Source organism: Roseateles sp. GW821-FHT09G09 (assembly GCF_059415965.1).
Map to the genome: position 1 here is coordinate 67378 of NZ_JBWKOG010000002.1, position 19768 is coordinate 87145.

At 69.5% G+C, this 19768-nt stretch carries 15 protein-coding genes and 1 tRNA gene; 10 read left to right on the top strand and 6 right to left on the bottom strand.

The features are described 5' to 3' along the window. Window positions 1–131: 131 nt before the first annotated feature. Both AC07O8_RS05210 and AC07O8_RS05215 read left to right on the top strand, forming a co-directional pair. The gene (locus AC07O8_RS05210; protein WP_495047034.1) at window positions 132–2204 is read left to right on the top strand and encodes a molybdopterin-containing oxidoreductase family protein; all 2073 of its coding nucleotides are present in this window, start codon (window positions 132–134) and stop codon (window positions 2202–2204) included. A 49-nt stretch (window positions 2205–2253) separates the two neighbouring features. Further along, window positions 2254–3321 carry an aminopeptidase gene (locus tag AC07O8_RS05215; RefSeq protein WP_495047035.1) on the top strand — a complete coding sequence of 356 codons (1068 nt, stop codon included), beginning with the start codon at window positions 2254–2256 and terminating at the stop codon, window positions 3319–3321. 102 nt (window positions 3322–3423) lie between these two features. Here AC07O8_RS05215 and AC07O8_RS05220 read toward each other — a convergent pair whose 3' ends face one another. Then, entirely contained in the window at window positions 3424–3675 is a 252-nt protein-coding gene (locus AC07O8_RS05220) for an acyl-CoA-binding protein (protein ID WP_297525887.1), read from the bottom strand. A 218-nt stretch (window positions 3676–3893) separates the two neighbouring features. Here AC07O8_RS05220 and AC07O8_RS05225 point away from each other — a divergent pair, with 218 nt between their 5' ends. After that, window positions 3894–5498, top strand: a complete 1605-nt coding sequence (locus tag AC07O8_RS05225) for a wax ester/triacylglycerol synthase family O-acyltransferase (protein WP_495047036.1) — start codon at window positions 3894–3896, stop codon at window positions 5496–5498. A gap of 28 nt (window positions 5499–5526) precedes the next feature. On the opposite strand, the gene AC07O8_RS05230 is transcribed toward AC07O8_RS05225, so the two are convergent. Together AC07O8_RS05230 and AC07O8_RS05235 are read right to left on the bottom strand one after the other, a co-directional pair. Continuing rightward, entirely contained in the window at window positions 5527–5856 is a 330-nt protein-coding gene (locus tag AC07O8_RS05230) for a hypothetical protein (RefSeq protein ID WP_495047037.1), read from the bottom strand. 174 nt (window positions 5857–6030) lie between these two features. Further along, window positions 6031–6705, bottom strand: a complete 675-nt coding sequence (locus AC07O8_RS05235; RefSeq protein WP_495047038.1) for a TetR/AcrR family transcriptional regulator — start codon at window positions 6703–6705, stop codon at window positions 6031–6033. A gap of 101 nt (window positions 6706–6806) precedes the next feature. On the opposite strand from AC07O8_RS05235, the gene AC07O8_RS05240 reads away from it, so the two are divergent. The 6 genes from AC07O8_RS05240 to AC07O8_RS05265 all read left to right on the top strand — a co-directional run bounded on the left by AC07O8_RS05240 (window position 6807) and on the right by AC07O8_RS05265 (window position 12879). Then, a complete protein-coding gene (locus AC07O8_RS05240) occupies window positions 6807–7763 on the top strand; it encodes an ABC transporter ATP-binding protein (RefSeq protein ID WP_495047039.1) in 957 nt (318 codons plus the stop codon). Window positions 7764–7836: 73 nt separating this feature from the next. Beyond that, the gene (locus AC07O8_RS05245) at window positions 7837–8619 is read left to right on the top strand and encodes an ABC transporter permease (RefSeq protein WP_495047040.1); all 783 of its coding nucleotides are present in this window, start codon (window positions 7837–7839) and stop codon (window positions 8617–8619) included. Window positions 8620–8705: 86 nt separating this feature from the next. Next, a complete protein-coding gene (locus AC07O8_RS05250) occupies window positions 8706–8969 on the top strand; it encodes a BolA family protein (protein ID WP_088408428.1) in 264 nt (87 codons plus the stop codon). A gap of 137 nt (window positions 8970–9106) precedes the next feature. Further along, window positions 9107–9748, top strand: coding sequence for an ATP phosphoribosyltransferase (gene hisG / locus AC07O8_RS05255; protein WP_297532269.1), 642 nt, complete (start codon window positions 9107–9109; stop codon window positions 9746–9748). An 80-nt stretch (window positions 9749–9828) separates the two neighbouring features. After that, window positions 9829–11142 (top strand): histidinol dehydrogenase, encoded by a 1314-nt coding sequence (gene hisD, locus AC07O8_RS05260; protein WP_495047041.1) that lies wholly within the window; start codon window positions 9829–9831, stop codon window positions 11140–11142. Between the two features lie 186 nt (window positions 11143–11328). After that, window positions 11329–12879: a methyl-accepting chemotaxis protein gene (locus tag AC07O8_RS05265; protein WP_495047042.1), complete on the top strand. Its 1551-nt coding sequence runs from the start codon at window positions 11329–11331 to the stop codon at window positions 12877–12879. Window positions 12880–13081: 202 nt separating this feature from the next. On the opposite strand, the gene AC07O8_RS05270 is transcribed toward AC07O8_RS05265, so the two are convergent. Beyond that, window positions 13082–14527 (bottom strand): S41 family peptidase, encoded by a 1446-nt coding sequence (locus AC07O8_RS05270; protein ID WP_495047043.1) that lies wholly within the window; start codon window positions 14525–14527, stop codon window positions 13082–13084. 335 nt (window positions 14528–14862) lie between these two features. Here AC07O8_RS05270 and AC07O8_RS05275 point away from each other — a divergent pair, with 335 nt between their 5' ends. Beyond that, window positions 14863–15204 carry a cupin domain-containing protein gene (locus AC07O8_RS05275; RefSeq protein WP_495047044.1) on the top strand — a complete coding sequence of 114 codons (342 nt, stop codon included), beginning with the start codon at window positions 14863–14865 and terminating at the stop codon, window positions 15202–15204. Window positions 15205–15252: 48 nt separating this feature from the next. Here the strand turns inward: AC07O8_RS05275 and AC07O8_RS05280 are convergent. Together AC07O8_RS05280 and AC07O8_RS05285 are read right to left on the bottom strand one after the other, a co-directional pair. Next, window positions 15253–15327 (bottom strand) — tRNA-Arg (locus tag AC07O8_RS05280). Window positions 15328–15447: 120 nt separating this feature from the next. Beyond that, entirely contained in the window at window positions 15448–19767 is a 4320-nt protein-coding gene (locus tag AC07O8_RS05285; RefSeq protein WP_495047045.1) for a translocation/assembly module TamB domain-containing protein, read from the bottom strand. Window position 19768 lies beyond the last annotated feature (1 nt).

The following is a 19768-nucleotide window of genomic DNA, read 5'->3' on the forward strand; positions in this document are numbered from 1 at the left end:
AGCGCGCCAGGAGACTCGACACGACCTATTTCGGCCTCCTGGCGCGCGAGCTTAGCGGTTCATGGGTGGGGCGCTGTCGCCGACTTGGGTAAGAAAAGGAAAGGGTGTGGCGCCTGTGCAATAGTTGACGCATGTCGTCCGTGCTCTCCGAACCCATCGTGAATCTCCCGCCACAAACCGCCGATCGCGGCACACGTGTCGTCAAGGGCGCCTGCCCGCACGATTGCCCGGACACCTGCGCGCTGCGCATCACGGTCGAGGACGGCAAGGTCGTGAAGGTGCAGGGGCAGCCCGAGCATCCGAGCACCCATGGCGCGCTGTGCACGAAGGTGTCGCGCTACCCCGAGCGGACGTACCACGAGGAGCGGGTGCTGCATCCGCTCAAGCGCGTCAGCGCGAAACATGAGGCGCCGCGATTCGAGCGCATCGGCTGGGACCAGGCGATCGCCGAGATCGCCGGTCGGCTGAAGGCCATCGCGGCGCGCGATCCGCAGGCGATCCTGCCGTACAGCTATGCGGGCACGATGGGCATGCTGCAGGGCGAGGCGATGGCGGGGCGCTTCTTCAACCGGCTGGGTGCGTCCTGCCTGGACCGCACGATCTGCGCGTCGGCGGGCGGCGCCGGGCTGGCGGCGACTTACGGGCACAAGGTCGGCATGCACCTGCCGCACTTCGCGGAGTCCCGGCTGATCGTGATCTGGGGCAGCAACTCGATCGCCTCCAACCTGCATTTCTGGACCTTCGCCAACCAGGCCAAGCGCAACGGCGCGAAGCTGGTCTGCATCGATCCGCGCAAGACCGAGACCGCCGACAAGTGCCATCAACACCTGGCACTGCTGCCGGGCACGGACGGCGCGCTGGCGCTGGGGCTGATGCACGAGCTGATCGCCAACGACTGGCTCGACCATGACTACCTCTCCCGATACGTGGACGGCTGGGACGAGCTGCGCGCGCGGGCGCTCGCATGGACGCCCGAACGCACGGCGACCGAATGCGGCCTCACGGCGGACGAGGTCCGCGGCCTGGCCCGGGACTACGCGACGCTGGCGCCGGCGGCGATCCGGCTGAACTACGGCATGCAACGCGTGCGCGGCGGCGGCAATGCGGTGCGGCTGATCGCACTGCTGCCCTGCCTGACCGGCGCCTGGCGCCATCGCGCAGGCGGGCTGCTGCTGTCGAGCTCGGGCTGGTTCGCGCCGTTCAAGAACCCGGCGCTGGAGCGCCCGGACCTGCGTGCCGGGCGGCCGTCGCGGACGATCAACATGAGCACGATCGGCGACGACCTGCTGCGGGCGTCCTCCCCCGGATTCGGTCCGAAGGTGGAGGCGCTGGTCGTCTACAACAGCAACCCCGTCGCGGTGGCGCCGGAGTCGCCCAAGGTGGTGGCGGGCTTCCAGCGGGAAGACCTGCTGACGGTGGTGCTCGAGCACTTCATGACCGACACCGCCGATCTGGCCGACTACGTGCTGCCGGCGACGACGCAGATGGAGCACCTGGACATCCACACCAGCTACGGCCACACCGACGTGCTGGTCAACGAGCCGGCGATCGCGCCGGTGGGCGAGGCCCGGCCGAACACGCAGGTCTTCCGGGAACTCGCGGCGGCGATGGGTTTCGACGAGCCCGCCTTCCACGACGATGACGAGGCGCTGCTGCGGCAGGCCTTCCGCGACGAGGTGGATCTCGCCGAGCTGCGCGAGCGCGGCTGGTTCAAGCTGCCGTTGGCGGAAGCGCCGTTCGCCGACGGCGGCTTCCCATCGGCGAACGGCAAGGCCGACGCGCGTGGCGCGGACTACGTGCCCAACTACGAGAGCCGGACGAGCGACCCGGCGCTGGCGGCGCGTTATCCGCTGGCGATGATCTCGCCGCCGGCGCGCAACCACCTGAACAGCACCTTCGTGAACGTGAAGAGCCTGCGCGACATCGAGGGCGAGCAGGCCCTGGAGATGAGCGCCGCCGACGCCGCGGCGCGCGGACTCGGCGATGGCCAGCTGGTGCGCGTGTTCAACGATCGCGGCAGCTATGCATGCCGGCTGGACGTCAGCGCCCGCGCCCGCGAGGGCGTCGTGCACGGCCTGGGCATCTGGTGGCGCAAGCTGGGTGCGGACGGACGCAACGTCAACGAGGTCACGCACCAGCGGCTGACCGACCTGGGCCGCGCGCCGTGCTTCTACGACTGCCTGGTCGACGTGACCGCGGCCTGAGCGTCGCGGGAAGACTCACCGAACGATGCCCGTAACGATGCCCGGAACGATGACGAAGCGCGCGCGACGATGGCTCCTGGCCCTGCTGGCCGCGCCGTTGCTGCTAGCGATGACGGCGCTCGGCGGCTGCGCGCAGCTGTCGTACTACGGACAGTCGCTGTCGGGGCACCTGTCGCTGGTGCGCTCGGCCAAGCCGGTCGATGAGTGGCTGGGTCAGCAAGACCTGGATCCGGAAGTGCGCAAGCAGCTCGAGCTGTCGAAGTCGCTGCGCGACTATGCGTCGTCGGAGCTGAAGCTGCCGGACAACGACAGCTACCGGCGCTACGCCGACCTGAAACGCGGCGCGGCGGTGTGGAACGTGGTCGCGACGCCGGAGCTGAGCCTACAGCTCAGGACCTGGTGCTATCCGATCATGGGTTGTGCGGGCTACCGCGGCTACTTCGATCCGCACGATGCGCGCGAGCTGGCGCAGGAACTCCGCAAGGACGGTTTCGAGCCCTATGTCTACGGTGTGCCTGCCTACTCGTCGCTGGGATGGAGCAACTGGCTGGGTGGCGATCCGCTGCTGAACACCTTCATCCGGTATCCCGAGGCGCAACTGGCGCGGATGATCTTCCACGAGCTGGCGCACCAGGTGGCGTATGCCAACGACGACACCGCGTTCAACGAGAGCTTCGCGACGGCGGTCGAGCAGATCGGCGTGGCGCGCTGGCTGAAGGACCGGCCCGAGGCGCTGCGCGACGACGAGCAGTCGCGGCGCCGCCAGGATGAAATCCAGGTCTTGCTCAAGTCGACGCGGGAGCAGTTGCAGGAGGTGTTCCGCAGCACCGCCAGCGACGACGAGAAACGCGCGGGCAAGGCCGCGGCCTTCGCCAAGCTGCGCGCGGACTACGAGGCGATCAAGCGCGACCGCTGGAACGGCGACACGCGTTTCGACCGCTGGGTGCTGGGCCTGAACACGCCGGCGCTGGCGATCCAGGGCAGCTACACGGACCTGGTGCCGGACTTCGTCCGGCTCTTCGAACGGCAGGGCTCGGACTGGCCACGCTTCTATGCCGAGGTGCAGCGGCTGGCGAAGCTGCCGAAGGAGGAGCGGCGGGCCGAGTTGGCGCGCTGAACCACGCGCCGCGTCGTTCGTCAACTCGCTGTCGGAAACAACAAGGCCGCCCTCGCGGGGCGGCTTCAAGGTATGACCGGCTCAGCGCCGGCCCTGGAGGGCTTACTTCAAGCCTTCGACCAGATCGATGTAGTCCTGCATCGCCTGATCGTTGGTCTTGCCTTCGAGGGTCTTCCAGGCATCCCACTTGGCGCGGTTGACGAAGTCCGTCATGCCGGGGCGATCGCCCTCGACGTCGCCGGTGGTCGCCTGCTTGAACAGCGCATACAGCTTCAGCAGCGTCTGGTTGTCCGGGCGCTCGGGCAGATTCTTGGAATCGGCGACGGCGGCGTCGAATTGGTCCTTCAGGCTCATGGTGTGTCTCCCGTGGCGGTGAACAGGGCGTCCCGTTGGCGACAATCGGGACGGATGGCCGCGATGTTACCCATCCCACCCCCAGGTTCGGACTGGGGCCGCCTCTCTAGATGGCGGATGATCCAGGCTTCAGCGCCCCGTACCTCGCTTCGTCCCGCAATTCGCCCCCCGCTTCGCACTTCGCTTCGCACTTCGCCCCGTCCGTCCAGGAGACCGCATTGCCCACCCCCGCCGCGTCCAGACCGTCCCCCCTGCGGAGCGCCAAGCCCAAGTCGTCGAAGGCCGCCCCCGCGACGCGTGCGCCCGCCGCAGAGACGGTGGTCGAGGCTTCCGGGAATGGACACGTCAACGGGAGCGTCAAGGGGTCGAAGGGCGCCGACCGGCCGGACGGCCTGCCCAAGGGCGCCGAGGCGATGTCCAAGGTCGACACCGCCTGGCTGCGCCTGGACACCGAAGCCAACCGGATGATCATCCACGGCGTGCTGCTGCTGAAACCGCACGTGTCGCTCGATGACCTGCGCGCGCGCGTCGCCGAACGGCTGCTTCGTTTCCCGCGCTTCAGGCAGCGCGTCGTCGAGGCCGGCGACAGCGCCTGGTGGGTCGAGGATGCCGAGGTGGACATCACGCGGCACGTCGTCCCGGAGACCCTGCATCGTCGTCGCGGCCGGCCGCTCGAGGGCGCGTTGCAGGATCGCCTCGCCGATCTCGCCGCGGAGCCGCTTGACCCGTCGCGCCCGCTCTGGCAGTTGCACCTCATTGAGCACTACGACGGCAGCAGCGCGCTCATCGCGCGCGTGCATCACTGCATCGCCGACGGCATCGCGCTGATCGCGGTGCTGCTGTCGATCACCGACGGCGGTGAGGTGCCGGCGGCATTGCCGACGACGAAGTCGGGCAAGGCCGGGAAGGTGGGCAAGGGCGCGAAGGCCGCCGTCGACGATGCCGAGCCTGAATGGCTCGCCGACGCGATGGTCAAGCCGATCAACGCCTGGACCGTTCGCGAGATCCAGGAGCACGCCGGATCCGGGCAGCCGGACGCCTCGCCGGCCGAGCGTCTGGGCAAGCAGGTCCTCAAGGACGCCGCCGCGCTCACCGAAGCGCCGGACGACGCGAAGACCCGCCTCAAGGGCAAGGCCGGCCGCGCCAAGCGCGTCGCCTGGGGCGCGCCGCTGCCGCTGGACGCCGTCAAGGCGGTCGGCAAGTCGATGAACGTCTCGGTGAACGACGTGCTGCTGAACTGCGTCGCCGGCGCCCTCGGGCTGTACCTGCGCGACCACGGCGACGACACGGAGGGCCAGGAGATCCGCGCGCTGGTGCCGGTGAACCTGCGCCCGCTGGAAACGGCGTGGCAACTGGGCAACCGCTTCGGCATGGTGCCGCTGCCGCTGCCGGTGGGCATCACGAATCCGGTCAAGCGGCTCTACGCCGTGCATGCGCAGACGCAGGCGCTCAAGAACAGCCTGCAGCCGGCCTTGTCGATGGGCCTGATGGCGACCTCGGGTTCGGTCGAGAAAGCCGCGCAGCGGGCGATGCTGAAGACGCTGTCGCGCAAGGCCACCGCGCTGATGACCAACGTGCCGGGGCCGGCGCAGGCCTTGCAGCTGTGCGGCTCGGCCGTCGAGCGGGTGATGTTCTGGGCGCCGCAGGCGGGCGACATGAGCCTGGGCATCAGCATCCTGACCTATGCCGGTCAGGTGCAGTTCGGGCTGATCGCCGACGCCGGCCTGTGTCCCGATCCGGAACGCATCGTGGCCCACTTCGCGCCCGAGTTCCAGCAACTGCTCACGCTTGCGCTGATGCTGCCGTGGGAGGTCAAGGACTGACCCCGGCGCGCCGGGGCCGGGTCTCCGATTACTTGGCGGCCTTCTTGGCCGGTTGCGGGCGGCCCGCGGCGGTCGGGTAGGCGGACATCACGCGGACCGGGTCGGCGCTGGCCAGGTACTCGGCGTACTGGGTCTGGCCGCAGGAGACGGCCTGGCCGGTGGTGGCTTCGCCGCGGTACTCGCCGCGGTTGTAGACGAAGCGGTACTCGTTGGTGGCGGCGGGCTGCTCGAACTTCACGGCGTGCTGGGTGGCGCACTCGGCGCGCAGGGCCTTGGCGTCGGCGTTCTCGGCGGTGGCGGCGTGGGCCATCGGGGCGATCAGGGCCAGCAGGGCGGCGGTGGTCAGGATGCGCTTCATGGAATCGGTCCCTTGATGTCGGTGGATGCGATATCCCTAATTTATAGGGTGTCGTTTTTCGCCGCCAACCGCGACCAGGGGGTCCGGCTTCGCACGAATCCAGGGTTTCTTCGGAGGTCCGCGACCGGTCGCGGTGTTAGCCGGCGCGTTGCTCAGCGCGTCGGCCGGTCGGGGTCAGGTCGTGCTTGCGCCCGCCTGCGGCTGATACTTCCCCGCCAGTTGGAACAGGTGGTCGCGCGAGGTCGGTTCCAGGTAGGGCAGCAGCAGTCCCAGCACGTGGAAGGCGCCGCGCATCAGCGCTTCGCCGGCCTGCTCGGGCTCGAGCGCGTTGCGCGGGTCGCGCACGTATTCGTAGCTCAGCCAGTAGCTCAGCAGTACCACCATCGCGTTGGCCGTCGGCACCGCCTCGCGGACCTGCATCGTCAGCGCGCCGCTGGCCTGCAGCCCGCCCAGCAGCCCCACCATCGCCTGCGTCTTCTGCTCCAGCACGTGCTGGAAGTGCGTCTCCAGCTTGCGGTTCTTCGACAGCAGGTCGTTGAGGTCGCGGTACAAGAAGCGGTGCTGCCAGATCAGCTCGAACAGCATGTGGAAGAACAGCCAGGCGTCCTCCACGTTGCGCACGTTGCCCACCGCGCCCAGCAGCTCCGACAAGGCCTTGTCGTAGCGGTTGAAGAGCGCGTTGATCAGCTCGTCCTTGGCCGGGTAGTGGTAGTACAGGTTGCCGGGCGAGATGCCGAGCTCCGCCGAAATCAGCGTGGTGGAGACGTTCGGCTCGCCGAAGCGGTTGAACAGGTCCAGCGTGACTTCGAGGATGCGTTCGGCAGTGCGGCGCGGCTTCTTGGTGGCCATGGGCCCGGGGGCGTTGAGGGGTGGACGGCGGGGGAGGTGGGCGCATTCTGTCATGACCCCAGGCGGGCGCGGGACAGGCCCGCTGCCTACAATCGCCGCCCATGCCCGCAAGCCCCCCACAACAGTCGGCCGCCATGTCCGTGCCGGCCGGCGGTCCGCCCGCCCTGCGTTTCAGCAATGTCAGCAAGACCTACCGCGACGGCCAGTTCCGCGCGCTGGACGGCGTCAGCTTCGACATCCAGCCCGGCGAATTCTTCGGCCTGCTGGGCCCCAACGGCGCGGGCAAGACCAGCCTGATCAGCATCCTCGCCGGCCTGTCCCGCGCCAGCGGGGGACAGGTCTCGGTGCTCGGCCATGACGTCGTCGACGACTACGCCGAGGCCCGCAAGAAGCTCGGCATCGTCCCGCAGGAACTGGTCTTCGACCCCTTCTTCAGCGTGCGCGAGACGCTGCGCATCCAGTCCGGCTACTTCGGCGTGCGCAACAACGACGACTGGATCGACGAGCTGCTGCTCCACCTCGGCCTCGCCGACAAGGCCCACAACAACATGCGCCAGCTCTCGGGCGGCATGAAGCGCCGGGTGCTGGTCGCGCAAGCGCTGGTGCACCGCCCGCCGGTCATCGTGCTGGACGAACCCACCGCCGGCGTCGACGTCGAACTGCGCCAGACGCTGTGGCAGTTCATCGCGCGTCTGAACCGCGAAGGCCACACCGTCCTGCTGACCACGCACTACCTGGAAGAGGCCGAGGCGCTCTGCCACCGCATCGCGATGCTGAAGCAGGGCAGGATCGTGGCGCTCAACCGCACGTCGGAACTGCTGGCGGGCACCGCGTCCACGATGCTGCAGTTCAAGACCGACTCGGCGCTGCCGCTGGCCCTGTCCGAGCGTGCCCGCATCACGGGCCGCATCGTCCAGCTCACCGCGCACGACGCCGCCGAGGTCGAACAGATCCTCGGCACGCTGCGCGAAGCCGCCGTCCCCATCGAAGACCTGGAGATCGGCCGCGCCGACCTCGAGGACGTCTTCATCGAAATCATGCAGGGGAACCGCCCATGAGCACGTCCGCACGGCCGCCCGAAGGGCGTGCTGCGTCCCTCCTGGAGGGACCTGCGAAGCAGAGGGAGCACACATGAGCGCCAGCCACTTCCCCATCCGCCTCGAAGGAGCGCGCACGCTCTTCTACAAGGAAGTGCTGCGCTTCTGGAAGGTCGGCTTCCAGACCGTCGGCGCTCCGGTGCTGACCGCCGTGCTGTACCTGCTGGTCTTCGGCCACGTGCTGGAGGACCACGTCAAGGTCTACGGCACCGTCGGCTACACCAGCTTCCTCATCCCCGGCCTGGTGATGATGAGCGTGCTGCAGAACGCCTTCGCCAACAGCAGCTCCTCGCTGATCCAGAGCAAGATCACCGGCAACCTGGTGTTCCTGCTGGTCACGCCGCTGTCCCACTGGGCCTGGTTCCTGGCCTATGCCGGCGCGTCCATCCTGCGCGGCCTGATGGTGGGGGCGGGTGTGTTCATCGCCACCGTCTGGTTCGCGCCGCCGGGCATGGCCAACCCGCTGTGGGTGCTGGCCTTCGCCATCCTGGGCGCCGGGCTGATGGGATCGCTCGGCCTGATCGCCGGCCTGTGGGCGGAGAAGTTCGACCAGATGGCCGCCTTCCAGAATTTCATCGTCATGCCGATGACCTTCCTGTCGGGCGTCTTCTACTCGGTGCACTCGCTGCCGCCGTTCTGGCAGGGCGTCAGCCACCTGAACCCGTTCTTCTACATGATCGACGGTTTCCGCCACGGCTTCTTCGGCGTCAGCGACGTCTCGCCGTGGGTCAGCCTGGGTGTCGTCGCCGTCGCGTTCGCGGCGGTCGCGGCCATCGCGCTGGAGCTGCTGCGCCGCGGCTACAAGATCCGTCACTGACCCGTCCCTGGCCGGCCCGTGCAAGCCCGGCCTCTCCAAGCACGAAACCGGGTGCGGAAAGCACCCGGGTAGAATCCCGCTCCATCATGGCCGATCCGACCCCCGCAGAAGTCCAGAGCTACATCGCCCAGGGACTCGCTTGCAGCGAGCTCCAGGTCGAGGGCGACGGACGCCATTTCTTCGCGACGATCGTGTCGGCCGAGTTCGAGGGCCTGAGCCGGATCAAGCGCCACCAGCGCGTGTACCAGGCGCTGGGCGATCGCATGCGCGAGCAGATCCACGCGCTGTCGATGAAGACGCTGACCCCCGACGAATTCGCGCAGCAAGGCACCGCGCACCACCATCACTGACAGCCACCCGGCCTGCAGGCGGGTGGCGGTGTGTCCCCGTCCGGTGAACCCGCTGCCGTCCCCCTGAACACCCGAGGCCACCGCCCGAGGCGCTTTCCCGAGACATCCGGGAGGCGCGCGTTCACCGAGGACCCCGCATGATCACCCTGGCACTTTCCAAGGGCCGCATCTTCGAAGAGACCCTGCCGCTGCTGGCCGCCGCCGGCATCCAGGTGCTCGAGGACCCGGACAGCTCCCGCAAGCTGATCCTCCCGACCAACCAGGCCCAAGTCCGTGTCGTGCTCGTGCGCGCGACCGACGTGCCGACCTATGTCGAGTACGGCGGCGCCGACATCGGCGTGGCCGGCCGCGACGTGTTGATCGAGCATGGCGGCGCGGGCCTGTACCAGCCGCTGGACCTGCGCATCGCGCAGTGCCGCATGAGCGTCGCGGTGCGTGACGACTTCGACTACGACAACGCCGTCCGCCAGGGCTCGCGGCTGCGCGTGGCGACCAAGTACACGACCATCGCGCGCCAGCATTTCGCCGACAAGGGCGTGCACGTGGACCTGATCAAGCTTTACGGCTCGATGGAGCTGGCGCCGCTGACGGGGCTGGCCGATGCGATCGTCGACCTGGTCTCCACCGGCAGCACCTTGAAGGCGAACCGCCTGGTCGAGGTCGAACGGATCATGGACATCTCCTCGCGGCTGGTCGTCAACCAGGCGGCGCTCAAGCTCAAGCGCGAGGCGCTCAAGCCGCTGATCGACGCGATCGCTTCGGCCATCCCTGCTGCCTGACCCTCTGCCCGGGTCCTTGCCTGGGTCCCTGCCTGACCCGCCGCCTGAACCGTGGCCGCCAGCGCCCCTGGAGTACTGACATGACGACGTCCCTTCGCACCCTCAACACCGCCGACGCCGACTTCGAGACCCAGTTCCAGCGCGTGCTGCACTGGTCGGCCGAGACCGACGCCGCGATCGAGACGCGCGTCGCCGAGATCCTGGCCGACGTGCGCGCCCGGGGCGACGCAGCGGTGCTCGACTACACCGCGCGCTTCGACGGCCTGCAAGCCGGCTCGCTCGCGTCGCTCGAACTGACCCGCGAGGAACTGAAGGCTGCCTTCGATGGCCTGCCCGTCGAGCAGGCGAAGGCGCTGACGCAGGCCGCGGCGCGCGTGCGCAGCTACCACGAGCGCCAGAAGCAGGCCTGCGGCGAGAGCTGGAGCTACCGCGACGAGGACGGCACGCTGCTGGGCCAGAAGGTCACGCCGCTGGACCGCGTCGGCATCTACGTGCCGGGCGGCAAGGCCGCCTATCCGTCGAGCGTGCTGATGAACGCCATCCCGGCGCAGGTCGCGGGCGTGCCGGAGATCGTCATGGTCGTGCCGACGCCGCGCGGCGAGAAGAACCCGCTGGTGCTGGCCGCGGCCTACGTCGCCGGCGTGCACCGTGCGTTCACGATAGGCGGCGCGCAGGCGGTGGCCGCGCTGGCCTACGGCACGGCCACGGTGCCGCGTGTCGACAAGATCACCGGCCCGGGCAACGCCTACGTCGCCAGCGCCAAGAAGAACGTCTTCGGCCAGGTCGGCATCGACATGATCGCGGGCCCGAGCGAGATCCTCGTGCTGGCCGACGGCACGACGCCGCCGGACTGGGTCGCGATGGACCTGTTCAGCCAGGCCGAGCACGACGAGATGGCGCAGAGCATCCTGCTGTGCCCCGACGCCGGCTACATCGCCCAGGTCCGCGACGCCATCGAGCGCCTGCTGCCCGGCATGCCGCGCCGGGACGTGATCCGCGCGTCGCTGGAAGGGCGGGGCGCGCTGATCCAGACGCGCTCGATGGAAGAGGCCTGCGAGATCAGCAACCGCATCGCGCCGGAACACCTGGAAGTCTCCAGCGCCGATCCGCACCGTTGGGAGCCGCTGCTGCGCCACGCGGGGGCGATCTTCCTCGGCGCCTATACCAGCGAGTCGCTGGGCGACTACTGCGCCGGCCCGAACCACGTGCTGCCGACTTCCGGCACGGCGCGCTTCTCCTCGCCGCTGGGCGTCTACGACTTCCAGAAGCGCTCCAGCCTGATCGAGGTCAGCGAGGCCGGCGCCCAGGCGCTCGGTCCGATCGCCGCGACCCTCGCCTACGGCGAAGGCCTGCAGGCGCACGCGCAGGCGGCGGAGTTCCGGCTCAAGCGCTGAACCTGTCGGCGCCAGCCGACATCTCCCGGCGAACGGAGGGCCGCAGGGTCGCGCAGATGTCACACCGCCGCGCCGGGCAAACCCTGGATCGCGGATAAACCGCCACATTTGCCGCCGTTTCGCGGTTCGCCCATCCGTGCGAAGGCCTAGCATGCTTCGAACATCTTCATCACAGGACGTCGAATCATGAAGGTCTCGGATCTGCGCGTCGGGGTACGCATCTCCCTGGGTTTCGCGGCCGTCTTGCTGGCCACCGTGCTGGTGGGCCTGGTCGCGATCAATCGGATGCAGGTGATCCAGGGCAACGTGGAAGAGATGGGGGGCGACTGGATCCCCTCGATCAACACGGCCAACGACATCCGCGGCCAGCTCAATGAACTGCGCCGCGCCGAGATGGCGATGTGTCTCAAGGACGTGATCCTCGAGGTCGAGCAGGAGCAGGAACGCATCAAGACGCTGCGCGACAAGGTCCTGCCGGAATTGGCCAAGCGCTATGACGCGCTGGTGTCCTCGCCGGAGGAAGACGCGCAGTGGAAGGACGCGAAGGGCAAGTACGCCGCCTTCCTCAGCGTCCAGGACAAGCTGATCGCCGCGCGCAAGGCGGGCAACCGGGGCGAGTACCAGTCCACCGTCAACGGCGAATCCCAGCAGGCCTTCGCCGCGCTGACCGAGTCCGTGCAGAAGCTGGCCGACATCAACACGCAAGGCGCCGCGACCAGCGTCGAGGAATCTCGCACCGCCTTCAAGGCCGTGATCACCACGATGGCGGTGTTGATCGTAGCCGCGCTGGCGGCCGGCGGCGTGCTCGCGTTCTACCTGACCCGCAGCACCGTCCGGCCGCTGAACGACATGGTGAGCGTCGCCCGGCGTGTCGCCGAGGGCGACCTGACCGTCGACATCGACACCTCGCGCCGCGATGAGCTGGGCCAGCTGGCCCAGGCCCTGTCGGCGATGCAGGGGGCTTTGAGCCGCTCGCTGTCGGCGGTGCGCACCAGCGCCGAGAGCATTGCGATGTCCAGCGCCGAGGTCGCCGCGGGCAGCAGCGACCTGTCGGCGCGGACCGAGCAGATGGCGTCGAGCCTGGAGGAGACCTCCGCCACCATGCACGCGCTGACCGACACGGTGCGCCTGAACGCCGACGCCACGCGCCAGGCCAGCCAGCTCGCGCTCAACGCCAGCCAGGTCGCCGACCGCGGTGGCGTGGTCGTGTCCGAGGTGGTCAGCACGATGGACCAGATCAATGGGTCCTCGCGCAAGATCTCCGACATCATCGGCACGATCGACGGCATCGCCTTCCAGACCAACATCCTGGCGCTGAACGCGGCGGTGGAGGCGGCCCGCGCGGGCGAGCAGGGGCGCGGTTTCGCCGTGGTCGCGAGCGAGGTCCGTTCGCTGGCGCAGCGCAGCGCCGAGGCGGCCAAGGAGATCAAGACGTTGATCGGCGCCAGTGTCGAGCGCGTCGATGCCGGGTCACGCCTGGTCAGCGACGCCGGCGAGACGATGCGCGAGATCGTGTCCGCCGTGCAGCGGGTGACGGACATCATCCAGGAGATCTCCTCGGCCACGCAGGAGCAGAGCACCAGCCTGATGGAAGTGGGCCAGGCCGTGCAGCGCCTGGACGAGGTCACCCAGCAGAACGCGGCGCTGGTCGAGGAATCCTCGGCCGCCTCCGAATCGCTGCGCGAGCAGGCGGGCAGCCTGCAGCACGTCGTCGCGCAGTTCCGCCTGCACGCATGACGCAGTCAAAGGCCCGGCGTCAACGAGTCTCGGTGGGGCCGGAATGACTCTGGGGGTTCCCGGAGGGACGCCCCCTGAGTCGTGGAGAGCCCGCGCTTGGCCTCAGGGAGTCCAGCGGCCCCCCCACCCGACGTCTCAGCACCCACCAAGCAAAACGCCCGATGCAAGCACCGGGCGTTTGTCTTTGAAAGCCTGAAGCGACTTATTCGGTCTTCGCTTCCGCCTTGCGTTCCTGAGCGATCTTCGAGACCGCGACCGGCTTGCCTTGCAGCTGGTTCAGCGCCTGGCGCAGCGGGAAGTCCTCGGCGCTGCCGAACTCGGGCAGCGGCTTCGGCGCTTCGGCGCGCTTGGCGTAATCGGCTTCCAGCTTCTGGCGACGCTCCTCGCGGATCTTCTCCAGTTCCTTGGAACGCGCTTCTTCCGTCTTCTCGTCCGAACCGTGCAGGTGCTTCTCGAGGTCGGCTTCGCGCATGCGCAGTTCGGCGAACACGTTGCCTTCCGCGGTCTCGTCCAGCGGGATGTCCGGCACGATGCCCTTGGCCTGGATGGAGCGGCCGCTCGGCGTGTAGTAGCGGGCGGTGGTCAGCTTGACCGCCGTGTCCGGGCCCAGCTGGCGCACGGTCTGCACCGAGCCCTTGCCGAAGGTCTGCAGGCCCATCACGGTCGCGCGCTTGTGGTCCTGCAGCGCGCCGGCGACGATTTCGCTGGCCGAGGCGGAGCCCTCGTTGACCAGCACCACCATCGGCACGTTCTTGATCGCGTCGGGCAGGCGGCGCAGCGGATCGCCGGAGCCGCGGCGGGCGTAGAAGTCCGGATCGGCGCGGTAGCTCGCCTTGGATTCGGCGAGCTGGCCGTTGGTCGACACGACCTCGACGCCCTTGGGCAGGAAGGCCGCGGAGATCGCCACCGCGCCCTCGAGCAGGCCGCCCGGGTCGTTGCGCAGGTCCAGCACGACGCCCTTGATCTTCGGGTCCTGCTTGTAGAGATCCGCCAGCTTCTGGGTGAAGTCCTCGACGGTGCGGTCCTGGAACTGGCTCACGCGGACCCAGGCGTAGCCCGGCTCGACCAGCTTGGCGCGCACGCTCTGGACGCGGATTTCCTCGCGGCTGATCGTGACGGGGAAGGTGCGGCTCTCCGACTTGCGGAAGATCGACAGCGTGACCTTGGTGGCCGGTTCGCCGCGCATCTTCTTGACCGCCTGATCGAGCGTGAGGCCGCGGACCGCGGTGTCGTCGATCTTGCTGATCAGGTCGCCGCTCTTGAGTCCGGCGCGGAAGGCGGGGCTGCCTTCGATCGGGGAGACGATCTTGACCAGGCCGTCTTCCATGCCGATCTCGATGCCCACGCCGACGAACTTGCCGGAGGTGCTTTCGCGGAATTCCTTGAAGCTCTTCTTGTCGAAGAACTGGGAGTGCGGGTCCAGACCGCTGACCATGCCGGAGATGGCGTCGTTGATCAGCTTTTTCTCGTCGACGGACTCGACGTAATCGGACTTCACGATCCCGAAGACCGCGGCGAGCTGCTGCAGTTCCTCGAGCGGAAGGGGGCTGGGGGTGCTGCGGGCGTTGGCCTGCAGTTGCATCGTCGTCATGACACCGGCCATCGCACCCAATGCGACCCAGCCCGCGACTTTCAGTTTGGCGCCCATGATGAAAAACCTTGAATCAGTACAGCCTGGCTGCTTGGCGCCGCATGGTCCGTCCCCATTGCGCGGGACGGAACAAAGGCGTTCCCAGTATATGTGTCCGGCAAAAAACCGGCCCGGCATGAAAAGCCGGTTTACCCCGCATTTACGCGTATCGCAAGCCCTGCGCGCGCATGCCGGACACGTCGTGGCCACGGCGCGTGGCGGTGGAATGACTTCCGGCAGGGGGTTGCCGGATCGCGGAGACGGGCGGGCACGGTCGGTGCCATGATCGACGGGATGCCAGCCGCGGCGCGACCCCGATGCGCCGCAGTCGCCCGCCCACCAGGAGCAGTTCCATGGCCTTGCCGCATGCCGCCCCCGCCCAGCCCATCGACGTCGCGCCGCTGGGCGCCGCGTTGACCTCGACGCCGTCCTCGGCGCTGTTCAAGTCGGAAGGCCTGGAAGTGATGCGCGTCGTCCTGCCCAAGGGCAAGTCGCTGCCGTCGCACAAGGTCGACGGCGAGATCACGCTGCACTGCCTGGAAGGCGAACTCGAGCTGAGCGTCCAGCGCGACGGCGCGGAGCAGCGCCATGCCTTGCGCGCGGGGCAGCTGTGTTATCTGGAAGGGGGCGTGGTGCACGCGGTGACCGGCGTGGTGGACGCGTCGGCGCTGGTGACGATCGTGCTGAAGCGGTAGCGCCAGCGCCGTTGCGGCACCGGGCGCGCCGGGACCGACGCCGGGCGTTGGTCCCTCCGACAGGAATCGAACCTGTATTTGCCGCTTAGGAGGCGGCCGTTCTATCCATTGAACTACGGAGAGCCCGCGTGAACCGGCCGCAGGGCGGCCTGTCCGCGAAAGCGGCGGATTCTCGCATGGAAGCCGCTCATCTCAGTGGGCCATCCAGCGCCGATGCGCAGGCGACCCCGCCCGCGCCCAGGGCTACTCCCACTTCCACTGCCAGATCACGTCCAGGCCCTGCTGGTACTCGTTGGCCTGCGCCCGCAGCGTGAACCGCTGCGCCAGCTTGTAGATCACCTGCCAGGAGCCGGTGGTCGCGTTCAGGCCGCGCTCGTAGGCGACGAAGACGTTGCGGCTGACCTGCTTGCCCAGCCGCACCACGGTGCCGCGCGCGTCGTCGCCTTCGCCGCTGAAGGACAGCTCGTCCAGGCCGATGTTGTGGATGAGCTTGTCGCTGGCGCTCTCGCCGTCGCCGCTGATCAGCGCCATCGCGGCGCGCTGCATCAGCGCGGTGTCGCTGCGGCCCAGGTTGTCCGGCGAGCGTCCCAGCACCAGCCACGACAGCTTGTTGGTCTCGCTCATGTCGGGCTCGGAATAGAGCTTGATCCGCGGGCTGCTGGCCGTGCCGGTGACCGTCACGCCGACGCGCACGGCCTCGTTCTCCATGTCGGGGCGGATCGCGAGCACGTCCAGCCGCGGGTTGTCCAGCGGCCCGACGAAGCTGAACACGCCGCGCTCGACGACCAGCTTCTGGCCGTAGGCGTTGAAGGTGCCGCCCTCGCTGCGGACCTCGCCGGTCATCTGCGGCCGCGGCTGGCCGTCCTGCGCCAGGTGCAGCAGGCCGCGCAACTTCGTGTCGATGCCGTAGCCCTTGAGCTGCAGCCGCCGGCCGAGGTCCAGGTCCAGGTCGAGCTTGAGCCGCATCGGCTTGCCGCTGCCGTCGACCGCCTTGGGCGGCGCGTTCTGGCGCACCACCTGCACGTCGCTGTCGAGCTGCGGCGCATCGCCGCGCGAGAAGTCGAACAGGCCCTCGACGACGACGAACTGCCCCTTCAGGTCCAGCAGTTGCGCGCTGGCCTTGAGCTGCGTGGCGCCGGTCGCGACGACGCGCCGGTCCACCCGCTGCAGCAGTGCGAAGGTGTCCGCCTTCAGCGACAGTTCCGCACTCGGCTGCGACCCGAAGCGCAGCGTGCCGTCCATGCTGATCGTGCCGTTGCCCGCGCGCGCGGTGAATTTCTCGAGCTTCGCTTCGCGGCCGCTCATCGTCAGCGCAAGCTCGCCCTGCTGCATGTCCACGCCCATCAGCGGATTGCGCAGCGACAGTTTCTGCGCGCCGGCCTGGCCGCGGACTTCCGGCGCGCCCAGCGTGCCGCCGAAGTTGAGCGTCGCGGCCAGGCTGCCGCCCAGCCGCCAGCCGGCCGGCAGCCACGGGCCCCAGTTGCCCATGTTGTCGACCTTGGCCTCGATGCCGCCCTCGAGCTTGGCGCCCGGCGTCGGCAGCGCGTGCGCGTTGGCGGTGCGGAAGGTCACCGCGCCGCCGATGGCGCCCATGTTCTCGCCGGCCACGCCCTGCACCAGGTGCCACACGCCCTGGTCGGCGAGCACGCCCAGCCGCAGATCGGTGAGCGCGAGGCGCTGCGTGCTGACTTCGTCGGTGACGGTCAGGTCGCCCCTGGTGCGCTCGATCATCGCGTCCACCGTCAGGCCGCGCGCGTCGCGGCGGGACTTGAAGCGGCCCTCGATCTGCAGGTCGCCGCCCCAACCGAAGTCGGGCTGCAGCTTGTTCAGCACCGGCGCGGCGGCCAGCGGCTCCAGCGCCGCCTGCACGTCCCACTCGCCCGAGGGCAGGTGGGGCAGGGTCGAGCTCTGCCACATCATCCGGTCCCAGCGGAGGCCGGCCCCGAGCAGCTCCATGCGCCCCGGCGCCAGCGTCGCCTGACGCGGATCGAGTCCCGGATCCAGCCGCAGCGCGAGCGCCAGCGGCCCGGCCTTCAGCAGCGGCGTGGGCTGCTGCCTGGCCTCCAGCGCGAGCGTCAGCCCGCGCGCCTGCCACGTCGCGCCCTGGCGCCAGGCCTGCAGCGGATCCGCCTCCAGCGCGCCGTCGAGCGCGAGCCGCGCGCGCGCGCCCTGCGGATCCAGCGGCACCGTTTGCGCAAGGGCCGAACCGTTCGCGCTCGCCGCCTGGGCCCGCGCCATCACCTTGGTCGACGTCGGCTGCGTGAGCACCGGCGGCAGCGGCACCTGGCCCTGCGTGGTCAGCGTCAGGCGGTGCTGGGCCCAACTGCCGGAGAGCTCCAGCTGCAGCTCGTCGAGCCGCGTGCTCTGCTGCGGCAGGCGCAGGTTGCGCAGCTGCGTGGTCCACGCCAGCTTCGCGTCCCTGAGGCTGGACAGCGTCCATTGGCCCGAGGCGTTGTCCAGTTGCAGCGCCGGCCGGCTGCCGGAGTTGGCCGGCAGACCGGGTACGCCGGAGAGGCCCAAGCCTTGCAGCTGCCACTTGCCGTCGCTGCCGTACTGCGCCTGGCGCGCGCCGGGTTGGATCAGCACGACGGTGGCCTGCGCCTGCGCGCTCCCGACGATCGTCGCCTGCGGGAACTGCGCGCGCAGCATCGGCTGCAGGCTGACGAGCCTGGGAGCGCTCGCGGTGATCGACAGGTCGACCTGCTCGCGGCGCGCCGCGGCGTCGATGCGGCTGCGCGCCTGCAGCGTCGCGTCGGCCAGGCGCAGGTCGGCGAGCAGGTCCGGCGCGGCGCTGCCGTTGCGGCTGTAGCGGACTTGCCCGCTGAGGGGCAGGCCTTGCCATTGGCTGGGCTGCAGGTCGAGTTCGGCCTTGCCTTGCGGCCAGAGGCTGCCGCGCACCGACTGCAGCGCAGCCTTCAAGCGGCCGTTGATCGCCTGCGGTGCCGCCGCTTCCGGCAGCGGCCCGGGGCTGAGGCGGCGCGGATCCAGGCCTTGCACCGAGGCTTCCACCCGCGTCTTCCAGCCCGAGGCGAAGTCCAGCGCCTCGTTCAGCGTGAACTCACCCTCGGCGTTCAGCGTGGCGGGGCCCGAGCGCGCCTGAAGTCGTTGCAGATCGATGGACTGCGTGCGCAGTTCCGCGGCCAGCGTCACCGACAAGGGCGCCTGCAGCTTGCCTTGGCCCAGCTGTCCGGCCAGATCGCCTTCGACCTGCAGCGACTGGTCCGCGGAGGCCTTCACGAGGTTGGCCTGGGTGCTGAGCTTGAGTTCGCCCCGCGCCTGGACCACCGGCCAGCGCGCGTCGATCTGGCGGCTGTCCAGGCCGGTGAGGCGCAACGTGAGCACGCTGCCGTCGGCCTGGCTGGTCTGGCCCGCGGCCTGCAAGCGGCCGCCGCCGGCCAGCAGCGCGTCCAGTCGGGGCAGGCGCAGCCGGGTCCAGTTCGCGGGATCGAGCAGCAGGTCGAGCTGCAGCTCGCGCAGCGGCAGGCGGCCCTGGTCCAGGCGGCCCGCGGCGCTGTTGTCCAGGTCCGCCTTGACGGTGAGCGACTTGTCCGCGTTCGGCGTCATCGTGACCTTGCCGGTCAGGCCGGTGCGCGGCACGCCGTCGATGCCGGGCAGCAAGGCGGCGAGGTCCAGGTCCTTGGCCTGCGTTGCCAGTTGCGCGACGGGGAAGGGCGCGAACGCCTGCAAGCGCGCCTGCACCTGCAGCTGCTGCTTCGCCGCTTCGAGCGAACCCTTCAGCGTGAGGTCCGCGATCGGACCGTCGAGCTGGAACGGCGCGGTCCACGGCAGGTCGCCGGTCGGCTGGCTCAAGGTCCAGCGGCTGGTCAGCGTCAGTTGGTCCTGCGTGGCGATCCGGGCCTCGCCGGCGAGGGTCAGCTGTTGCCAGCCCAGCGACTTGACGGTCAGCGCGTGGGCCTTGCCACCGTCCGTGCCCAGCGCCGCGCTGCCGCGCAGACCGCGCAGCGGCTGCGTCAGGCCGGGGGCGAAGACCTCGCCGATCTCCAGGTCCGCGATCGTGATCGCGACCGGCGACAGCAGGCTGGGCGGCGGCTTGGCCGGTTCGGTCGACGCGCTGGTCGCGACCTGCACCCGCAGGCGGGCGATCGACAGCCGGTCGGCCCGGACCTCGCCCCACAGCAGCGGCGACCGGTTCCAGGCCAGCCGCACGTTCCGCCATTGCAACTGCTCGAGCACGATGCGGTCCTCGGTGCCGGGCAGGACGAGTTCGGCGCGCTCGACGTCGAAATCGCCCAGCAGCCGGCCGCGCGCATTCTGCAGCGACAGACCCGGCACTTTCGCCAGCACGTAGGCGGTGCCGCCTTCCGTCTTCAGCGCCCAGGTCAGCGCGAGCGCCACCAGCCCGATCAGCACCGGCACCGCGAGGAGGATCCACAGCAGGCCACGGCTGCGACGGCGGCGACGCGGTGCGGTCTTGGCCTCGGCGGTCGCCGAAGCCGAAGCTGCCGCGGCGGATGCCGCCGGCGCCGTCGCGGGCACGTCGCCGGGCGCCGCGTCCGCAGACGCGGACGAGGGCGTGGGAAGGTCGTCGCTCGGGTCGCTCATC

What these genes read in the sequence shown, in the direction of transcription:
- AC07O8_RS05210 (WP_495047034.1), top strand. Translation starts at nt 132, where the DNA reads ATGTCGTCCGTGCTCTCCGAACCCATCGTGAATCTCCCGCCACAAACC.
- AC07O8_RS05215 (WP_495047035.1), top strand. Translation starts at nt 2,254, where the DNA reads ATGACGAAGCGCGCGCGACGATGGCTCCTGGCCCTGCTGGCCGCGCCG.
- AC07O8_RS05220 (WP_297525887.1), bottom strand. Translation starts at nt 3,675, where the DNA reads ATGAGCCTGAAGGACCAATTCGACGCCGCCGTCGCCGATTCCAAGAAT.
- AC07O8_RS05230 (WP_495047037.1), bottom strand. Translation starts at nt 5,856, where the DNA reads ATGAAGCGCATCCTGACCACCGCCGCCCTGCTGGCCCTGATCGCCCCG.
- AC07O8_RS05235 (WP_495047038.1), bottom strand. Translation starts at nt 6,705, where the DNA reads ATGGCCACCAAGAAGCCGCGCCGCACTGCCGAACGCATCCTCGAAGTC.
- AC07O8_RS05240 (WP_495047039.1), top strand. Translation starts at nt 6,807, where the DNA reads ATGCCCGCAAGCCCCCCACAACAGTCGGCCGCCATGTCCGTGCCGGCC.
- AC07O8_RS05245 (WP_495047040.1), top strand. Translation starts at nt 7,837, where the DNA reads ATGAGCGCCAGCCACTTCCCCATCCGCCTCGAAGGAGCGCGCACGCTC.
- AC07O8_RS05250 (WP_088408428.1), top strand. Translation starts at nt 8,706, where the DNA reads ATGGCCGATCCGACCCCCGCAGAAGTCCAGAGCTACATCGCCCAGGGA.
- hisG (WP_297532269.1), top strand. Translation starts at nt 9,107, where the DNA reads ATGATCACCCTGGCACTTTCCAAGGGCCGCATCTTCGAAGAGACCCTG.
- hisD (WP_495047041.1), top strand. Translation starts at nt 9,829, where the DNA reads ATGACGACGTCCCTTCGCACCCTCAACACCGCCGACGCCGACTTCGAG.
- AC07O8_RS05265 (WP_495047042.1), top strand. Translation starts at nt 11,329, where the DNA reads ATGAAGGTCTCGGATCTGCGCGTCGGGGTACGCATCTCCCTGGGTTTC.
- AC07O8_RS05270 (WP_495047043.1), bottom strand. Translation starts at nt 14,527, where the DNA reads ATGGGCGCCAAACTGAAAGTCGCGGGCTGGGTCGCATTGGGTGCGATG.
- AC07O8_RS05275 (WP_495047044.1), top strand. Translation starts at nt 14,863, where the DNA reads ATGGCCTTGCCGCATGCCGCCCCCGCCCAGCCCATCGACGTCGCGCCG.
- AC07O8_RS05285 (WP_495047045.1), bottom strand. Translation starts at nt 19,767, where the DNA reads ATGAGCGACCCGAGCGACGACCTTCCCACGCCCTCGTCCGCGTCTGCG.